General features: G+C 48.1%; 13 protein-coding genes. 4 read left to right on the plus strand and 9 right to left on the minus strand.

Translation table 11 applies throughout. The annotated features are described in order from the left end of the window. Nucleotides 1-52: 52 nt before the first annotated feature. Nucleotides 53-3,556 carry a hypothetical protein gene (locus ACN0YH_RS14675; protein ID WP_417380321.1) on the minus strand — a complete coding sequence of 1,168 codons (3,504 nt, stop codon included), beginning with the start codon at nucleotides 3,554-3,556 and terminating at the stop codon, nucleotides 53-55. 529 nt (nucleotides 3,557-4,085) lie between these two features. On the opposite strand from ACN0YH_RS14675, the gene ACN0YH_RS14680 reads away from it, so the two are divergent. Beyond that, on the plus strand, nucleotides 4,086-5,486 hold the full coding sequence (locus tag ACN0YH_RS14680) for a hypothetical protein (RefSeq protein WP_417380322.1): 1,401 nt from the start codon (nucleotides 4,086-4,088) through the stop codon (nucleotides 5,484-5,486). A gap of 36 nt (nucleotides 5,487-5,522) precedes the next feature. On the opposite strand, the gene ACN0YH_RS14685 is transcribed toward ACN0YH_RS14680, so the two are convergent. The 5 genes from ACN0YH_RS14685 to ACN0YH_RS14705 form a co-directional block, all read right to left on the minus strand. Then, complete coding sequence (locus tag ACN0YH_RS14685; RefSeq protein ID WP_417380323.1) at nucleotides 5,523-7,058, minus strand: HTTM domain-containing protein; 1,536 nt, start codon at nucleotides 7,056-7,058, stop codon at nucleotides 5,523-5,525. A 58-nt stretch (nucleotides 7,059-7,116) separates the two neighbouring features. After that, nucleotides 7,117-7,788 carry a hypothetical protein gene (locus ACN0YH_RS14690; RefSeq protein ID WP_417380324.1) on the minus strand — a complete coding sequence of 224 codons (672 nt, stop codon included), beginning with the start codon at nucleotides 7,786-7,788 and terminating at the stop codon, nucleotides 7,117-7,119. Nucleotides 7,789-7,993: 205 nt separating this feature from the next. After that, nucleotides 7,994-9,523 carry a uroporphyrinogen-III C-methyltransferase gene (cobA, locus tag ACN0YH_RS14695; protein ID WP_417380325.1) on the minus strand — a complete coding sequence of 510 codons (1,530 nt, stop codon included), beginning with the start codon at nucleotides 9,521-9,523 and terminating at the stop codon, nucleotides 7,994-7,996. Nucleotides 9,524-9,796: 273 nt separating this feature from the next. Continuing rightward, nucleotides 9,797-11,044: a DUF1207 domain-containing protein gene (locus ACN0YH_RS14700; RefSeq protein ID WP_417380326.1), complete on the minus strand. Its 1,248-nt coding sequence runs from the start codon at nucleotides 11,042-11,044 to the stop codon at nucleotides 9,797-9,799. Between the two features lie 328 nt (nucleotides 11,045-11,372). Continuing rightward, nucleotides 11,373-12,035, minus strand: a complete 663-nt coding sequence (locus tag ACN0YH_RS14705) for a hypothetical protein (protein ID WP_417380327.1) — start codon at nucleotides 12,033-12,035, stop codon at nucleotides 11,373-11,375. Between the two features lie 339 nt (nucleotides 12,036-12,374). Between ACN0YH_RS14705 and ACN0YH_RS14710 the strand changes: the two genes are divergently transcribed. From ACN0YH_RS14710 to ACN0YH_RS14720, 3 genes are all read left to right on the plus strand, one after another. After that, nucleotides 12,375-13,271, plus strand: coding sequence for an ABC transporter permease (locus ACN0YH_RS14710; RefSeq protein WP_417380328.1), 897 nt, complete (start codon nucleotides 12,375-12,377; stop codon nucleotides 13,269-13,271). Between the two features lie 50 nt (nucleotides 13,272-13,321). Next, nucleotides 13,322-14,671, plus strand: a complete 1,350-nt coding sequence (gene trkA / locus ACN0YH_RS14715; protein WP_417380329.1) for a Trk system potassium transporter TrkA — start codon at nucleotides 13,322-13,324, stop codon at nucleotides 14,669-14,671. 164 nt (nucleotides 14,672-14,835) lie between these two features. Then, nucleotides 14,836-15,240 (plus strand): PilZ domain-containing protein, encoded by a 405-nt coding sequence (locus ACN0YH_RS14720; RefSeq protein WP_417380330.1) that lies wholly within the window; start codon nucleotides 14,836-14,838, stop codon nucleotides 15,238-15,240. A gap of 14 nt (nucleotides 15,241-15,254) precedes the next feature. Here ACN0YH_RS14720 and ACN0YH_RS14725 read toward each other — a convergent pair whose 3' ends face one another. From ACN0YH_RS14725 to ACN0YH_RS14735, 3 genes are all read right to left on the minus strand, one after another. Continuing rightward, nucleotides 15,255-16,007, minus strand: a complete 753-nt coding sequence (locus ACN0YH_RS14725; protein WP_417380331.1) for an SDR family NAD(P)-dependent oxidoreductase — start codon at nucleotides 16,005-16,007, stop codon at nucleotides 15,255-15,257. Between the two features lie 155 nt (nucleotides 16,008-16,162). After that, complete coding sequence (locus ACN0YH_RS14730) at nucleotides 16,163-18,313, minus strand: DUF1549 and DUF1553 domain-containing protein (RefSeq protein WP_417380332.1); 2,151 nt, start codon at nucleotides 18,311-18,313, stop codon at nucleotides 16,163-16,165. Beyond that, nucleotides 18,306-18,872: a sigma-70 family RNA polymerase sigma factor gene (locus tag ACN0YH_RS14735; protein ID WP_417380333.1), complete on the minus strand. Its 567-nt coding sequence runs from the start codon at nucleotides 18,870-18,872 to the stop codon at nucleotides 18,306-18,308. The genes ACN0YH_RS14730 and ACN0YH_RS14735 overlap by 8 nt, the downstream gene beginning before the upstream one ends. Nucleotides 18,873-18,989: the final 117 nt, after the last annotated feature.

An 18,989-nucleotide genomic window follows, 5' to 3' on the forward strand; every position in this document is an offset into this window, starting at 1 on the left:
AGTCACTCATAGAAAAACTCTTAATACGCATGGATCATTCAACGGTCAGAAATTACTTCTGTTCGTCAGCTTGATCCGACTCGAATTCATCAAAAACTCCCGGCGGTGGAATCACAGCCGCAGTCTGTCCGCTGGAAGTTACCGGTGTGTCAGCGTGGGATACTGGATTAACCGACCGTAGTCCTGCCAGGGCATATAAAATCCAGATCGCGACCAACGCCAGTACTCCATACCGGGCCACATAAAGACCATTCAGCACCATATCTGCATTCGTCAATCCGATCATGGCCAGTATAAATACCAGAAAAATCAGCACGGCGACTTTGTTTTCCCATGGTGTCTTTCGCATGACCACCGCAATGACAACCAGAGCACTGCTTAAGATCCATGTATAGAATGACAGTTTCCACCAGGAAACACTGATCTCACTACTGTCACCGAGTCGTGTGTAGGTAAAGGTGCGTCCCTCAGTTGGGAAGTCAATTAAAGACCCTGCGGAAGCACCAATCCAGGAATCAAAGAAATTCCCAGAAAGGTTAGTGCCACCCCGCCGCGGAATGACCCCATCCAGGTAAGGCTCGTATTCAGGTTGAAAATCATCCGAGACATTGACTAGAGCGTACTGATCGGGTACCCAGATCGCGGTTTTCAACTGTTGAACCACGACATTTTCGCCTTTAACACCACCAATTCGGGGTAGAGGTAGATTCAAGTTACCGCCGAAAGAATCTGAAATTCGAGGCACTGCTTTCGTGAACAACAGACTGACCAGGAAAGACTGGTCTGAGGCCTGATCTCGGGCCACATTTACAAAATAGTTTACCCAACCTTCTTCATCCTGGCTCTGATCAGCTTTTTCAAGTGGCACGGGCTGACCGGCCACCGTGATACTCAGTGGCTCCATACCTGCGGGTAACGCGACTTTCAACTGTTGACGTTCGCTGGATTTCATCAGATAGCGACAACGATAGGTGGACCGCCCTTCTTTACTCAATACGACTTCCACGAGTGATTTGACAATAATCGTCTCCACAACCTCCTGGATTTTGTGTCGTGTGGAAGCCAGTTCCAGAGTCACGGGTTGATTGAAATACCGAAACGCCAGAAAACCATCCTGGGGTAATAGTTTGAGCTCACGTAAATCAATGGGATCAAGTTGCTCGTCGAGTTCTGAAGTTGTCACAGAGAGCATTTTTGACTTTCGAACAGCAATTTCACCATAGACTCGTGATAACGGTACCTCACGTGATCGTGAGTCCCCCTCACTCTTTTCCAGTCCCAGAACTTTCACGGGTGACAAAGCGATTTCTTTGAGTGAAATATCCCCAGCTGCGGCATCAGAAGTTTTGTTCTTCTCGGCTTTTTCTTCCGCGTTTTTCTCTCCCCCGGCCGCTTTTGCTGCTACGGTCGGACTGGTCACTAGTGCCTGCAATCCGGGAGTAATATCGTAACGTACTTCCAGAGTATAGGGTCCCTGCACACTCCGTTGTGTTGTGACAGTCCAGATCACCCAGCCATCGACGGCCTGTTCTGCCCGACTTTTCTGTTTGATAGAGGGCGCCGGTGCTGGAGAAAGCGAGCGAATTTGAACCAGATCCGCGATCGCTTCAGGAACCGCCAAACGGAACGTATCAACCCCTGCATACTGAACCTGATAATTGACCCTGGTTGTCACTTCAGCGATCTGCTCTTTCACATCGATACTGGTTGCGACATCAGCGACCAGACGCGTCGGCCGTATGCGAATCTGTACCGGAATCTCTACAGGACGACGGTTATAATCCCACATGGAAGCCAGTGACAGATTTCCAGACTGGAGACGGTGGGAGGTTGTCGATGGTTGCGCGCCAATAACATCGGGGTTGCTGATAATCAATTCCATCGCTTCTGGAGCAAAGATGGCAACCTGTCCTGTTTCCCGTTCCACATTGATGGGTTCAAGTAAAGGGACTTTCACTGTGGATTCCTGATCGGCTTTTTTAAAGTCTCGATGTGCGCGAATCTGTACTTTGAGTTTCCCCTGAAATTTCTGCTGCAATGCAATCGTCAACAGCCGTGATTGCTTATCAAAGTTGTACTCTTTTAATCCCGCCACATTGACGGAGTCGATCTCCAGTTGTTCCGGAACTTTTAATTGAAATGAGAAAATGCCAGCACGTTGGATATCATAGGTCAACTGGGCCCCCAGTCGAATTTCATCTTCTCCGAAACTGCACTCACTCAATTGATTCACAAAAATCCGGGCTTCCAGAGGCTGCACTTTGATCTGCAGTCGGGCAGTGGGATTAAAGAATCGATAGTAGATGGCATCAGATCTCTGAATACTCTCCGAAATCCCTGCGCTTTCACTACGTGTGACCCCTGATGTTTCGGTCACAGTAAAGGTCATACTTTCTCCAGGGGTGATGGCAATCTGACCACTTTCCCGAATCACATCCAGAGCATGGATTCCATAAGTCGCAGAATCGGACAATCCCAGAATATGAAATGGTTCCTCGGGAATTTCTTTTTCGGTGTGAATCTGAATGGATGCTCCACTCTGTAATTTATTGAGAAACTCAATCAGCACCACCTGCCGCTCAGCGTTTTTCTCGACCTTCCAGCTTTTGATTTTTGTATTAGAGGAAGTCAGATCCAGAATGCGGTCATCCAGGGGGACAGCAATGCGTGCCGACTGCATATCCCCCCTGAGCACATCATATTTCAATGTTGTCTGAGTATGAACCAGACCATCACGAATGGAGACCAGTGTTGAGTTGTCGACACTCGCTAACAGATCCATTTCCGGCTTTGAACTTTCGCGGGGATACCACAGGGCACTAATCTGACCGGTGGCCCCCAGTGTGGATTTTACAAGCGTTGCATCGGCGGGTGACTTGGCTGGCAGCCTCACCAGTTGCGGCGTAATTTTAACAGTCTGATCAGATTCGGGAATCAACAGCTCCAGCGTTGTAATTCCGACAGTAGGACAGACAAATTGAAAGCTCCGCCCCTCAGGCGAATTCTTCACCCGGGTCAACAGTTCAATCTGTACCTGGTGCTCACCTTTTTCTGAGAGCAACAACGTGTAACTTCCTTTCCCGGTACCTCTCAAAAATACTTTTGATTTCTGAGAGTTGACCTTTCCTATAGCAGCGTCACCAAATTGCAGTGGCACTTCCACCCAGGGATCTCCCAGGACCTGTATTGTCAGATCACATTGAATCCGGGCGACATTCTCTTGAATCTCTGCCTGATAACTGGAACTGGTGACAACAGCTTTCGCAGGAAAATTCAGACCGTTAACAGTTCCCGTACCCGCTGACTTTGACCAGAGTTCCAGGTACTCAAGGTAAGGCATGAAGATCGTGGCGTCTGATTTGTCGAACACATCCTTGATATTTTTGAACGGGACATAAATCAGACGATCCCAGTCATCCTGTTGCTTGTCCGGCGTACTCGCCGGCTTGTCAGCTTCCACAGACGATTGTGCGAAAGAAATAACAGGTGCGCCCAGACAGAAGCAGGCGATCAAAGATAACAGCAGAAAACGAGGTGCGCGTCTCAGATATCGCATATAACCCACCCTTAGCCTGTAACCAGATTTATTGTAGCGTCTCCAAAATCACTTAGACCGTGCATTACAGTGTTGAAGACTCAAAAGTTTAAGTAATCGCCATTCCGTACATTATTTTGTACCCTGCGCGATTTTGTGAACGAACGGCAAACAGGACATTCACGTAAAAAGCGTCAAATTCAGAGTTTATACAATTCAGTATAGTTTTTTTGGTTCATTGTCTGGAAGATAGGACGTAAGTGAGAGACAGGAAATTGCGAAAATATTTAAAAATACTCCAAAATTCGATGATGAAACAGGAGAACATCGTTTCTGGAATACACTAATTTGATGCTGGGCAGTGACTGGTCATTCACCAGAAAGTCGGCCCGAAATCTACTTAGATATGCCATTCTGAAAGCGAGAAGTTCGCCCGCATCAGTCTCTCTTCCTTGCCTGATTTCCGAATGCGGTTTAAGTTAGGGATTCAGCTTCAACCTGAGAGGGTCATTCCCCTCATACTTTTTTACCACTGCCAGGAATCAATAACATGCTTTTCCCCCTGCCTCTTCGCTCTTTATTTCTGGCGCTGCTGTTCATAGTCAGCCAGTTCAATGGGTTCGAACAACGATTGTACGCGGGGAACTTAAAAATCGTGACGTTCAACGAAGAAGTCACCCCCAAACTGGGTATGCCGGTCGCTTATGCCCCAGCCCGAAAAATAGTAACTCCTCTTTATGCACGGGGTGTGGTCATCCTTTCTGATGAACAACCGGTCGTTTTATGTGCCGTCGATGCCATCGGCATTGGAAATCTGGGGTATGACACATGGCGTGAAAAGCTTGCCGAGGCTGCTGGAACTTCGCCGGAGCGTGTTGCCGTTCATTCTTTACATCAACACGACGCTCCCCGGATCGATTTTGCGACAGGTAAAATCATGGAAGACCAGGGTCTTGGGGGAAAAAACTACGACAATGACTATGGAAGAGAGTGTATTGCACAGGTTGCGAATGCGATTCAATCTGGATTGAAAAGCCCTCAAACCGTCACTCACTTAGGAATCGGGAAAGCAAAAGTAAAGCAGGTCGCTTCCAATCGCCGTCTACTGGGAGCAGATGGCAAAGTCCGCCTGATGCGCTGGAGTAAATCCAAATCACCCGATGCCATCAATGCGCCCGAAGGAGTAATTGACCCCTGGCTCAGATGCCTCTGTTTCTGGAACCAGAACCAACCCATTGCTGTGCTGAATTATTATGCCACTCATCCTCAGAGTTATTATGGCCAGGGGGATGTGAACTATGAATTTGTAGGGATGGCACGCGAAGCCCGCAACAAAGCCTTACCGGGAGCTTTAAATGTTTATTTCAATGGTGCCGCAGGAAATATCGCTGCAGGGAAATACAATGATGGTTCTACCGAAATGAGGCCTGTTCTGGCAAAGCGCGTCGAGCGTGCCATGGAGTCTGCATTTAAAAACCAGGAAAAAGACCCGATCTCTTCGGCCGACTTGCACTGGAAAACAGAGATGACCACATTGCCCGTCTCCTCACACCTGGACCCAAAACTGTTACAGGCAACGATCAATGATCAGGAGAAGACAGCCAAAGAGCGATCCACAGCTGCATTTCGGCTTGTCTGGTATCAACGTGCCTCGCAGGGGCATCAGATCCCCATCACCTGCCTGCACTTGAAATCAGCATCCATCCTGCATCTGCCAGGCGAACTGTTTATTGAATATCAGTTACTGGCTCAGAAATTCGCTCCGCATCAAACCGTCTGTCTGGCAGCCTATGGGGACTATGGCCCGGGTTACATCTGCACCGAAATTGCTTACTCTCAAGGGGGATACGAATCGAGCCCCCGTGCCAGCCAGGTGGCGCCTGAAGTTGAGTCAGTCCTCACAGAAGTGATTCGCAGACTGGTTTCCTCACCAGAGGACAGCAAACCGTAAACGGCAGTCCTGGAGATGTCACAGCCACTATTCCTGCTAATTCGCAACTGGTGACAGCTTGGGTAGTAATGTGATGGAACGCCGCATCACTTCCTTGCCCTTCGATTTGATCGAAACGTAGTAATTACCAGGCTCCAGAATTTCAGAAGGATAAATCTGAAAGGTCGCCCGCATATTTTCGCGCGGCGCGATCTGTCCGGTTCTCTGTACAATGCGACCATTCTCTTCACAGAAATGACAGTCGATCCAGATATCTTCATGAGGTGGGTTAAGCGCACATTGTACGAGAATCATCTCGCCCGCTTTAAACTCCTTCTTGCGATCAATAATCCATCCGCCGGCCAATTGGGTACCGACGTCAACCGAAAGAAACTTATCTTTCACCCGCATGATCTGTTCCGGCCCCATTATTTGCGCGACCAGTTCAGGATCCACTTCATGTAAAGTCATCTTACCTTCCGCCCGTCTTAACCCATACAGGTCCTGTTGATGCTCGACATAGATACTCAGAACCAACACAGCAGAGATTCCGGTTGCCCAGGCAGCAGGAGACTTCCAGGCTGCCAGTGATTGAGGGCGAAATCGTTCAACAAGTTGACGTAATTCTGTCGTCAGCTGATAAACCCAGCCTCCCTTGCGGTACAGTCTGCGAAAGCGGGCGGAAATCCATTGTACGTCACCTGCGTTGAGGAAGCAGAAATAAATCGAAATGGAGACCATGGGGAAAATATACAACCCTAGCGAAAAAGTGGTTCCAATATGAAATGCCGTCCCCATTGCAATACCAATAATCCGCCCCCATTTGCGCCAGACAACGAATACGAAGGCAATTTCCCAGATCATCGCAATATATGACATCACCGATAATAAGATCGGATACAGTGTCATCAATTCTCCTACCGGGTGAGGGTTATTGTAGCGCGACATTGCCCAGTAGCTGATCTGGTCGCCTTCCAGATATCCAGGCGTATGCATCTTGGTGATCGCTGCCCCAAAGTAGACGAGACAGATCAAAATCTGCATCAATCTTTGTGGCCAGATCTCAAATCGGGGTAATTCGTATTTCGTGTACTGAGGCCACGACTGTTTCTGTTTTCTGCCTTTTAACCAACTGTCGACAGACCAGATGGCACCACAGTGAGAAAGTGACAGCAGGAACAAGACATGTGTTGCAATGACGGAGTACTTCGTCGCCATGCTGATGCAGTCCATGAAACAGAAATAAGTATAGAGGATCGTAGAAGCGATCAGGGAAAAACGGGTCATCCAGCCGATGCTGCTGCAGAACAGAAAAAATCCGAGTGCAGCAAACAGACCGACGACAATTGTCCCCGGTAATACAGGCAGATAATTATAGTATTGAAAGATGTCCGCCAGCGGAGCCGGTGCTCCATCAGCCGAGAATAACTCGCGCGAATAAGACCAGCGGGTACAGACGGTCCCCAGCAGGACCATGGGAAGCAGCATCCGCACTATTGCCAGTCCGTAAGGAACCTCTTTGGCAAAAAAGAAATTCTGGAAGCGATCGCGAAGAGAATTATTTGCAGTTGAAATCACTTCTGGGGCATCCATGCTTGAAATCCTGTATGATGTAGCGAATCGAAACGGAAGGAACTCTCGGGAATCCGGGTTAATTACCTACTGGTGAGGCGAGATGAACGGGGAGATTCGGATCATGCTGCGGTGGCGCAGTCGTCTCTACCTGGCTGCCAATCGTTGCTGCGAAAAACGGACGACCACGATTCATTTCTGCTACCAGACGTGGGTTGTCATTAATCTGCAGGGTTACCTGTCGTGTCAGCCAGGGAACATAGGACTGTGCTACCACTCCATCGGGAGTAATCACCCTGCGTAGACGATAATAGTTTTGGAAATCCTTGGGCTCTTCATAACGTTGATCCCAGACCATATCTGGCAGATTATATTTTTTACACCAGGTTTCTTCGATACAGAGAATTCGCAGCATCGGTTCATGCTCTGTCTTATCGAGCGTGTTCATCGCCATCCGAACCCAGGCATCTCCGGTTGTATCGTAGTGGCGTCGTCCCAGTTTTCCGTAGGGATAAAAATCACCCCAGGGACCAGGAGATAACTCATAATACTTACCGCTGATACCTTCACCGATGATATGCGTTCGGACCGAATACGCAGACCAGCCACAAAACATATCCCAGACAATATAATACATGCCTGGATGACTGCCGGTTCGATAAGTAAAGGTATGACAGAAGATACCAAACAACAATATGCCAACATAACTGGCTATGGTCAGATAGCTGAGTCCACGTTTGATAAATCGCATCAGTTGAGCCTTCCCTGGCCTGACAATGTGATCAATGATTCAGAATTTTACGTGCAGGAAAACAGGATCTCATTGACTCATTGTTCCAATTGAAGTTCTGAGTCCTTACCTCCTCAATTCCAAGGTGGGCAATATCGTAAATATTTCAATTCAGGTCAATAGCAACCTTTTTGTCCGATTTAGACTGGCTTCTCGATTCGAATTTTCATGATTCAAGTGAAGCGTATTCCTGAATTGCTGTGAAAATACCATCCCAATGGTAGTCTTTTGCTTCAGCGTCAATCTGCAAACCTGCTTCCTGAGCAGCCTGGCTCGTGACCGGACTGATACTGACCAGTTTGATTGTTTTACCCAGTTGTGCCCGCGCCGCGTCCGTTAATAACCGATCAAAGTTTCGGGCGATCGAAGGACTGCTTAATCCCACCCAATCAACTTCACCTGATTCCAGTAATCTCAAACTTTCTTCATTCCAGGCAGAAACATCATGATTTTCATAAACCACAATTTTTTCGACCGTTGCTGAGACTTCCGCCAGCTCGGTCTGTAATACCTCGCGCCCTCTATTGGCTCCTGCCCAGAGTAAATTCTGATGAGCCGCCAATGGCTTAAGCGATTCAGCGAGGGCTTCTGCCCGATACTGGGGAGGTGTCAAATCAGCCCGCAATTGATATGACAACAGTGCCTCTGCCGTTGATGGACCGATCGTGGCAATCTTCAAATGGGCAAGTTGCCTGGAATCAAATCCCAGATCCCACAAGCGATCCATGAAATACCGCACACCATTGGCGCTGGTAAAGACCAGCCATTGATAGCGATCCAGTCGCGAAATTGCCTGATCAACGGGAGCCCAGTCTGCTGGTTTGCTGATTTCAATTGTCGGCAACAATACAGGCTGTGCGCCCAGGCGAATGGCCTGCTGGATTTCGGATTCGGACTGATCTTCGGCTCGAGTGATTCCAATCCGCAGCCCAAACAGGGGTTTTTGTTCGAACCAGGCAATATGATCCCGCAGAGAGACACACTCGCCGATTACTATCAAAGAGGGTGCAACCAGCCTGGCTTTCTGCACAGATTCGGGTAATTCCTGCAATCTGCATTGAACTGTTTTTTGAAAAGGTGTCGTACCACGACTAATGGCAGCGGCCGGCGTGTCAACTGATTTGCCTGCCTGAATTAATGAACTCACGATGTGATTGAGATTATGCAACCCCATATAAAATACCAGCGTTCCGGGAAAGCGGCTCAGTGCATCATAGTCCAGAGAGGAATCAGGTTTCGTGGGATCTTCATGTCCTGTGATCAAGGCAACTGCTGATGCATACGCTCGATGCGTGACTGAGATGCCCGCATAGCCGGCAGCAGCTGTTGCCGCGGTGATTCCAGGAACAATTTCGAATTCGATACCGGCATCACGCAGAGCCACAGCTTCCTCGCTGCCTCGGCCGAAAATAAAAGGGTCTCCCCCTTTTAATCGTACTACGGTCTTTCCTTCTCGGGCTGCGGCAATTAAACGTTGGTTAATTTCGTCCTGTTTAAGAACACGACGATTTTTGCAACCTTCGGCTACCCGGCAGGTACGCTCCACTTCTGAAGAGACATGTTCCAGCAGAAGCGGATTTACCAGCCCGTCATACAGGATCAGATCGGCCTGCTTCAGGCATTCGACGCCTTTAATGGTAATCAAACCGGGATCCCCGGGACCTGCACCGACTAAATAGACTTTCCCCAGGGTCATCAGTTTTGTATCACTCCACAAGACAAAAACGCTTCAAGATAGATGTAAAGCGATATTATAGCAGAGTTTTCAAGGATGGCGAGCAGCAGAGACCACCCGCTGTGGAAGTCAGTTCTTTCTCGAACTGGTAATAAAAGTGAATCCAAGTCGCCATAGGAACAGCACAGTGTTGCACACACTCGCCAGATCGCATCGCATTTAACGATAGCGTCTCTGAATCTAATATACTCGGGCCAAACAGCCCTGAGACGCTACAGTAAAACTGAACACAGTCTAGAAATCGTACCAGGTACCAAAACCAACAAACTGTTCAGAGTTGTTAAAGAACGCGTATTGCATGGTTTTTCCATCCAGGTACTGCAGTCCGATTCGAAACAAATGATTGTTTCGGTCGCCGCGCCATTGCCAGCCTACCATGATGTTCACATTCCCGCCCCAGTTTACTTCCTCGCGCAAATAACCATTCACTGCCCAGAAGGGAGCCCCGAAAATCCCGGAATGTTCGACCGGACTGAACTCGGCTCCAAACTGGAGTTCCCAAGGTTGTGCACCGCCATCAGTATTAAAGGCATAGCCAATTTCGGCATAGAGTCGTAAATCGGGATCGGGAAAGTAACCGCCACCTAACACAAACGCATCGCGTACATAATTGATTCTCTGAAAACCGGGATTCCGCTCTATATATTCATCTCCGGCGTGGGCACTCGTATGATAATAGGCAAACTTCGCCTGATAGGCACCCCGTCTCCAGGTCAATGGAACACCGACACGGAAATCGGTCGCGTCCAGATCCATTTCTTCTTCCATATTTAAACGGGGAGGACCAGCACCTTCGATATCCAACTGCCAGCCTTCCAGCACATTATCATTTAAGGAACCGTATCTTAAGATACCAACACGTGCTCCTGCTTCCAGTTCCATCTGCCAGCCGATGTCTTTTTCGTGCAGAATAGCCAGTGCTAATCGAGATTCCTTTGGTCCTGCCAGGTAGGATTTGTAAAGCAAATCGGTGGGTAAGACCGTCCATCCCCAGCAGCTTTCGGCACATAATTGTTCAATGGAATCGGTATAACTTCCCTCAGGATCGGTCATGGTATCAAACTCAGGGTATTCAGAACTCTCCGGATACAATTCATATGTAGAAGGAAACGCGGGTTGAGAAGAATCGACCTGCTGAATCTGGTTCGGCACTAATTCAGATTCTCTTCTAGACTGGGAATAGAGGGGGGGTAAGTTTCGGGTGATATCCTGCTGTCTGCTGGCGGTTCTTATTGGTTCGGTCTGATGCAAAGGGGTACCCAACTGAATCGGATTCTGTTGGCGACTCACATATTGATTCTCCAGGTAAAGCTGCGCCTGGCTTGGCCCCTGATTGGGTTGCTGAAGACCGGATGCATGCGGAGAAGGAGCCATGAATGGCTGTGAGCTGGCAAACTGTTGCGCTTCCAGATTGGCACAAACAGCGCTAACCAACACCCCCCACAGGAAGCGTTGTAATGATATTGGAATAAATAACCTCACCTGCGAGGCTCCTTATTGTGAACCGCAGCAGTAAGTTGCTGTGACTGGGATAGTAAGTGAGAGGAGTAGAAATGTTGAGCATTGAGAGAGGAGTTCTACCAGAGGTAGATGAGAAATGCGGGCGAAGTATAGCGACATTCCCATCAGACGAAAAGGGGAATTCACTATCAACTGAGCGTGATAAATTGACCTGTACCAAGAATAAAAGACACGGCTCAAGACTTGAATATCAAATCACTTACGAGCCGTGTCTATCAATGTTGACCGCTGGGGTCCTGCTAATCACTTAGTGAGAAATCTCACAATTTAATCAAGAACTTCTGTATTATTATTTGATATGTAGAGTATTTTCTTCGTTGAGCTGCAGCGTTTGTCCCTGCGAGAGTTGTTTAACAATAACACCCTTATCGGAATAGAAACGGATCTGAACCGGATAGTTAAAGTCGTGCGATTGATTGGGTCGTAACCGGTAGGGACCATTCCAAGGCATTGATGGGCCTTTCATTTCATATAAAACAGGTATCTTCGACCGATTGATTATCTGAGCAGGGCTAACTTGCGTTCCTTCCAGAATCGTAAAGAAACAGGAATTATGTACTGGGTTTCGCTCGACAAACCAGTGATTTCGCACTTCATTTTTCCAGGCTGCCTCTGCAGCTTCATCCACTTCTTTCAGTCTATCGAAGCGACTATACTCTTCTAGAAGTAATTCAGCAATTTTGGCAGTTTCTGATTTGGGATACTTACGAATGACTTCTTTTGCAACTCGCCTTTGTTGAGAGAGTACCAGCTTCTCAACTCCCTTTAACATCTCCTGTGCATCTACTTCCTGCTGTTGGGGTGACAGCTCTTTCTGGTCGGCCCCGGGAGTAAAGGGATCATTCTGTGCTGAGGCAGTCGGGGTCAGCACACTAAATAACATCATCAATCCCAGCATCAGAGGACCGAAATAATTACGCTTTGCGAGAGAAATACAGATTAGTTTGTTCATTACTCATACCTTCAGATTCAGCAAGACTGTTAACAGAGCCCTTTTCCAAAGTTTACTCGCCAAATGCATGTGGCACGGAATTCTCCCGGAATTCTAATGCATTTTACAACCAGAATTTGAAGAGAAGCAGGATTATTTCTTTAAGTATCAGCTTGAGAATGTTCTCTATAAACTCCTTATTCCAAATAGTTTAACACTCATCTTTAGTTTACTTGTTCAGAACGACCGGCTGGAGAAGACTTCTTGGCGGGAATCGAATAAAATACAGATCGATAACAGAAATGTCAGTCACAGCAGTGATTTCTCAGAGATTGATTCGCGTAGAAAGTATTTCATCTAATGGCAAGTAATCCCCGTCCCCATTACGGGCGAGTCTGGATCACCTTCCTCCGTAATTCCCTGATTCGTGAAATGACGTTCCGTGGTAATCTGTTGATTACGGTCGTCACACGCGGATTCTGGTTTGCGGCCCAGCTGATTTTATTTGATATCATTTATCGGAATGTCAACTCGATCAATGACTGGACCCGCGATGAATACTTCGCCTTTATGGCGACGGGCATGCTGATCAACGCTTTCGTGGAAACGTTCTTCATGCCTAACTGTGCTAATTTCAGTGAATTGATTCGAAATGGCAATTTAGACTTTGTACTGTTAAAACCAATCGACACTCAGTTCCTTGTTTCTTTCGAGAAAGTAAACCTGGCGATGCTAAACCAGGTTCTGCTAGCGGGAGCGCTCCTGCTTTACTCTCTGTTGGAAACAGTTCATCTGGAATCTGCCCTCAAACTCATTGAGGAACTGATCCAATCAGGAGAATGGCTGACGATTCTTAGTTTCTGCTTCCTGGGAGCCGGCCAGATAATAATGTACTGCCTGCTCCTGGCCGTGGGAGTGGCTTTTTTTTACAGCCTGATGATCGCCTTGGCCAGCAGTAGCATCTGGTTCGGCCGCAATCAGGGCCTGTATGATTTCTGGTTTTATATTACAGTCTTTGCACGTTATCCGCGGAGTATCTACAGTGGTTCGCCGACGGGTGAAATTTTGCAGTTTGCCTTTTCGTATATCATTCCCATCCTGCTCGTTGTAACTGTACCCGCGCGCCAGTTGCTTTCCAAAGCACTTGAGCCATCCTGGATCACTCTGGTCTCGATCTCAATCACACTGCTGATGTTATTTCTTTCACGTTATATCTTCAAATGGTCGTTAAACAGCTATCGCAGCGCAAGCAGCTGATGCCCCGCTGGTTGGGACTATCCATAGAACAGAAGTCTGTTGAGCTAAATATGAACATCGTCATTATGGGTGCAGGAACCGTGGGCACATTTGTTGCCGATACTCTTTGTGCCGCGCAACACAACGTCACAATTATTGATAAATCTCGCGCTGCCCTGGAATTGATCGAAGAGCGGGTCGACGTACAGACAATCTGCGGTTCTGCCTGTGATTCTGCTATCCTGTTTCAGGCAGGAGTACTGGGTGCTGACATCTGCCTGGCAGTCACCAGCCAGGATGAAGTCAATATGGTGGGGGCCAGCCTGGCGAAAGCAATGGGGGCGCGACGTTGTGTCGCTCGTGTCTTTAACCATGCCTATCTGAATCTGAGTACGTTTGACTACCAGCGGCATTTCAGCATTGATCGGCTATTGAGTCTTGAATATCTGACAGCGTTGGAACTGGCCAAGGAAATCGGTGAACCCGGAATGTTTGCCGTCGAAAATTTTGCCCGGGGTGAAGTGGTCATTCAGGTTCTGGATGTTCAACCTGGTGTGAAAGCCGATGGCGTCGAATTGAAAAACCTCAAACTTCCCAGTGGAGTTCGCGTCGGATTGATTTCCGACGGCAAAACGACTTCCATTGCAGGCGCCGATAATATTATTCAAGCCGGCCAGATCGTCACCCTTATCGGAACACAGGAAAATATCGATCAGGTACATCGCATGTTCCAGCACAAACGTGCGTTGAAATTTCGTGTTATTATTGCCGGCGGTGGAAATATCGGTTTCAACCTCGCACGAATTCTTCAGAAAAAAGAGTATTCCGTAACCATCCTGGAAGCAGACCCTCAACGCTGTGACTTTCTCTCTCGACACCTGAACTCTACTACCGTGCTTCACGCCGATGCGACACGTCGTACGGAAATGGAAGAAGCGCGAGTGGGGAAAGCAGATGTTTTCATCGCTGCAACCGGTCGTGATGAGGACAACATTGTGTGTGGTGTGGAAGCCAAAGAGCTCGGCGCGGACCGCATCATGAGTATCGTCAGACGTCCGGACTATGCTAACGTTCTGGAAAAACTGGGGATTGATGTCGCTGTCAGCCCCCGGGAAGTCATCACGCGCCAGATTATGGGAATGGTTCAGTCAGGACCGATCATCAGTCACTCTGAAATTGGAGGAGGCAATTCCGCCATTCTGGAAGTGGAGGTGAGAAAGAATTCCCCCATCACTCAAGCCCGACTCAAAGATCTCAAACTGAGGCAAGCGCTCATCGCTGCAGTAGTCAAAGAAGATTGTGTCAAAGTTCCTGGCGCTGATGATCAGATCCAGGCGGGTGATACTGTCATTCTGCTGTGTGAACAGGATAATCTGAATGAAGTTCTCCCACTTTTCAAATCGGTAAAGCCGCAAAACTGATACAGCCAGACTCCCAGTCCAATTACTCATTTTTTTTCTGACTCCCCCACCCGCCGATTCATCTCATGACCTATACTTGACTTGCAGACCACCTTCCGATTTACATCTCATATCACCTGATGCATCAGGGCCGGTATGAGGAAGACAGACAGCAGGAATAGTTCATGACCGACCGCAGAAAATCCACCAACAGACGTACGGGTGAAGAGCGACGACTACACCAGAGACTGCAGGCAGGTCCTGAAATCCGTCTACTTCGCTCTGGAGCAAACGGCGGTAGCGAACCACTCAATGCAGTCTTATATGATGTCTCACTCGATGGGATTCGCATCCTGCTGGATCTACCGCTTTCAATCGGGGAAACGCTTTTGATCCAGGTGCATCACTCAGGCGAACATCTTTTCAACTCCACCGTGAAAGTCATGTGGCAGGAATTGACCGTTCTGGGTCAGTATACCACTGGATGCGAAATGTGTGTGTCTCTGACCCCCAAACAGGCAAGAACGCTGAAGTCATATCTGGATCATAATCCGGGCCCCGTCGCAGCAGCCCTCCATCATAAATCATAAAGCGGCCTGTTTTTTCAGCCGACTGTATATCCACCATCAACGACAATTTCCTGGCCATAAATATTCCGGGCAGCATCCGAAGCCAGAAAAACAGCAACCTCGGCGATCTCTTCAGGTTGACTGAATTTTCCAGGAATCAACCTTGAACTAACTGTCTGTGCTAATGTGTTGAGTTGCTCGGGATCCAGTCCCACAGAATCCCATAATGGAGTTGCCACCGGCCCCGGGGCGATCGAATTAACCCGGATTCCGCGCGGCCCCAGTTCTGCAGCTAAAGTCTGTGCTAAAGATTTCAAAGCAGCTTTCGAAGCAGAATAAGCAGCCAGACCGGGAAAGCCAACCTGGGTTAGAAAGGTTGTAATAAAAATGATCGCTGCCTTATCGTTGAGTACAGGTAGAAATGTACGAACGGTCTGCAATGCACCGTGAAAATTAACATCAAATGTCTCGTTAATCGCATCGCGTGATGAATCCTCTATCGGGATGACTCGAGCCAGCCCCGCATTGGGGACCAGTATATCAACGCGTCCAAACCGTCGTTCGGTTGCTGATGACAAGCGATTCAAGTCAGAAGCACTGGTGACGTCACCATCTACAACCAGCGTGCGTGCAGGAAAGCGGGATTCCAGTTCTTCCAGAAGTTCCACTCGCCGGGCAAACGCAACGACCTTTGCCCCCTCGTTCAGATAATATTCGGCGATGGAATGACCGATTCCGCTGCTCGCTCCTGTGATGACAGCAACTTTGTTAAATAAACAATCGGACATCGAACTCCCCTGCTCTGTAACTTTTGTTTCCAGATTTGAAAATAACTGCAGTGACCAGCTATATCAGTTCTGAAATGAATCTGCAAGCGGTGGAATTCCCTTAAACTTGGTCCTGGTTTTGGTTCTGGAGACGCTACAGTAAACTTGGACACAGTCTAATGAATCAGGATGAATTCATTAGAATTCAGATAAGCCCAGTAGATGTCCTGATAGCTTTGCTGAATTGCAGTTTGTGGCGAGACATTTTGAGTGGTTAAAAATCTGGTTCGCTCTTTCACCAGACGCTTTAACTCCGCAAGTTCTTTCGATGAGGGATAACGCGTCAATGCAGCCAGACTCAATTTTTTAATCCTGACGTCCGGGCTACGTTCTTTCAGCACCGATGCGAGAATGCTTCCTTCCTGTTTCACATCCAGGCTGTTCATCACCAGCGGACCATTCATCATGGTTAAAGCCTGGGTGATTGTCCCGTCAAACGTGGTTGTCTCATCATTCTCTTCATTTTCATGTGTGTAGACAAACTGTTGCAGCCACTGATCGCGTTTCAGCATCTTATTCCACGCATTGGAATAGTCAGTTACAACCAGAGCAGGATTTGCCGTCACTTGCAGCGAGTCATACAACTGTTCTGCCGTCATTTGCTTGACATACATGCGACTGAAATTGGGAGTGCTGCCATCATCAGGATTATCAGACTCGTTATGAGAAGCGAATTGACTACTCAGGCGATAGGCATCAGACAGGCAGATCCACTCAATCAATTGTTTGATATCATATCCACTATCAACAAACTGGTGAGCCAGTTCGTTGAGCAGCTCAGGATGTGTTGGTGAATTATGATAGCCCATGTCATCTACAGGCCTGGTGAAACCATAACCAAAAAAGTGTGCCCACATGCGATTTACCATCGCGCGGGCCAGTTTCTGATCGTCTCCCGAAGTCATCAGTTTTGCCAGTTCCTGTCTCCGATTTACATTGGGAGCATCGGACACCTTCACACCGGCATATTCTGGATACGCAGGCTGCATCAGCCCCTGACGTGTCTCATAAAAGGTTGTCCCCCCCTTAGAGAGAGAAACCAGTGTTAATTGAGACGCCTGCTTTTCCCCGGCTTTGGCCGGCATTTTTTTACGAACGATTTTTGTCTGTTTGAAAAAGCTGTTAATTTCCCAGAACTGGCTCTGGGTGGCATCATTAAAAGGGTGATTATGACATTGGGTACATTGAATCTGTGTGCCCAGAAACAGACGTGTGGTGATCGCGGTTGCTGGCACCGCTTCGTTATTCAAATGTGCCAATAGAAAATTGGTAGCACCATTCGTATCGGCGTCACCTTCTGCGGAAACCAGATCAAAAACGATATCGCTCCAAGGTCGATTGTCAGCAAAACTCTGAACCAGAAAATCCTGCAGGGCACGTCGATTAATATCACGCGACATCGTGCGACCGATCAACAGTCGTGTCCAGATTGTCGACCAGTTCGTCACGTAACTCGGGTTGGCAGTCAACTTCTGGATCAACTGTTGATGTTTATCGGGTTGATTCGATTTCAAAAACTGTTCCGCTTCCGCAGTCGTGGGAATGCGACCGATGACATCAAGATAGACGCGCCTGACCCACTCTTCATCTGTCGCAACGGGGGAAGCCTCAATATTCGCGGCTTTCCAGCCGTCCTGAATACGATGGTTGATAAACGTCACAATGGCTTCATCTGATGCTGATGCAGGCAGTGCTTCCACGGGAGGCAGCCGTTCCGGTTTCGCGGCAACCAGGGGGTGATTTCCTGTCGATTCCAGACGATCATTCTGCTGTGCCTGCAACATGGGATGTTTCGAGGCTTCGATATGAATTGAGCGCTGTGGATTTTTCTGTGCAGCGAGTCGTGGTTCAATCGCATTTTCAGAAGCAACGGATTCTTTCTGATCGATTGATTTTTCTACGACGACCGGTTGTTGTGACTGCCGAAACCAGGTGGTCCAGACAAACACAATCAAACCCAACGCACAGGCTGATGTCAGTCCTGAAACCAGATATTTTTTACGCAAAGTGGGTCCAGGTTGGGTGATTACAGGCAGATCTATTTCAGAAACGGGAGCCGCTTCTGGAATCTGTTCCTCTGCCCCCTGAGCCTGATCCCAGTGCAGTGTGCCATGCAGATGAGAATAGTTCAAATAGAACTGCATTGCATCGGGGTCGGAAAGCACGATCTCTTCCAGACGTGCCTGCTCCGTCAACGAAAGTCTTTCTTCGCACAATGCTTCCATCAGCAAGGAAAGCTCAGCTAATTCTATTTCTTTCTTACTCATGACTATAGGACTCTGAAGCGATATAACGGTTGATGCATTCAAATAGAGTTCGTCTGACACGCCCCAGTGACTGATACACGGAGTTAGCCGGGCGGCCCAGGTCACCAGCAAGGTCTTTACCCTGGTGGTCCCCCTGATAACGCCGTTGAATCAACTCTCGATCTTTCTTTCGCAATTTACTGAGGCAATGGGTTAACGCTGTCCGTCGCAACTCAAAGACATCCTGATTTTCTTCAACGGCCTCTGCCACCTGCGAAACGAATTCATCGCTAAACTGATGCTTGTCCCTGCCCCGTTTTTTTCTGAATTTCAGGATCTCGAAATGTGCTATCTGACAGGCCCAGGCAAAGAAATTGGTTCCGACCTCAAACTGCTGGGCCTTTTTCCAGATGATCAGATTGGTATTCTGCAGAATCTCTTCGGCCTCTGATGGATAGGGGACCATCGAGAGAATATACAGGTATATCCGTCGCTGGTGCTTTGTGAACAAGGCAATAAATTCGCGGCCCTGTTCCGAAGCAGTTTCCGGAAACACAGGTTGATCAGTCGAACTTGTCAATGTAGTTCCAATTCATTACTTCAATGCAGATTGACTTAACCTGTTTGCAGCCGAGAGTAAAACAGCGGAAGCCCTGTTCGAGCATCCGCTGTTTTCTGGCTTCAAAAATTGTCTTTG

Source organism: Gimesia sp. (genome assembly GCF_048262075.1).
GTDB lineage: Bacteria > Planctomycetota > Planctomycetia > Planctomycetales > Planctomycetaceae > Gimesia.